We start from the raw sequence: 219 nt of genomic DNA on the forward strand, positions 1-219 counted from the left end.
TGACCAGCAGTGCCACAAAGGGAAACGACGGGGCATCCGGCTCCAGCAGGGGGGCCAGCAAATGGCCCTCCATATGGTGGACTTCCACGGCGGGGACACCCCAGCCAAAGGCCAGCGACCGGGCCACGCCGGCCCCTACCAGCAGGGCTCCAGCCAGGCCGGGACCGGCCGTATAGGCGATGCCATCAAGCTGATCCGGGGTGGTAGCGGCTTCCGCCA

Annotated in this window: 1 pseudogene; it reads right to left on the reverse strand. The window is 68.5% G+C overall.

From position 1 onward, the window contains the following. Nucleotides 1-219 (reverse strand): annotated as a pseudogene (locus A3714_RS07590) (tRNA (adenosine(37)-N6)-threonylcarbamoyltransferase complex transferase subunit TsaD); the annotation flags it as partial.

It is taken from the genome of Alcanivorax sp. HI0007 (genome assembly GCF_001635525.1).
Lineage (GTDB): Bacteria > Pseudomonadota > Gammaproteobacteria > Pseudomonadales > Alcanivoracaceae > Alcanivorax.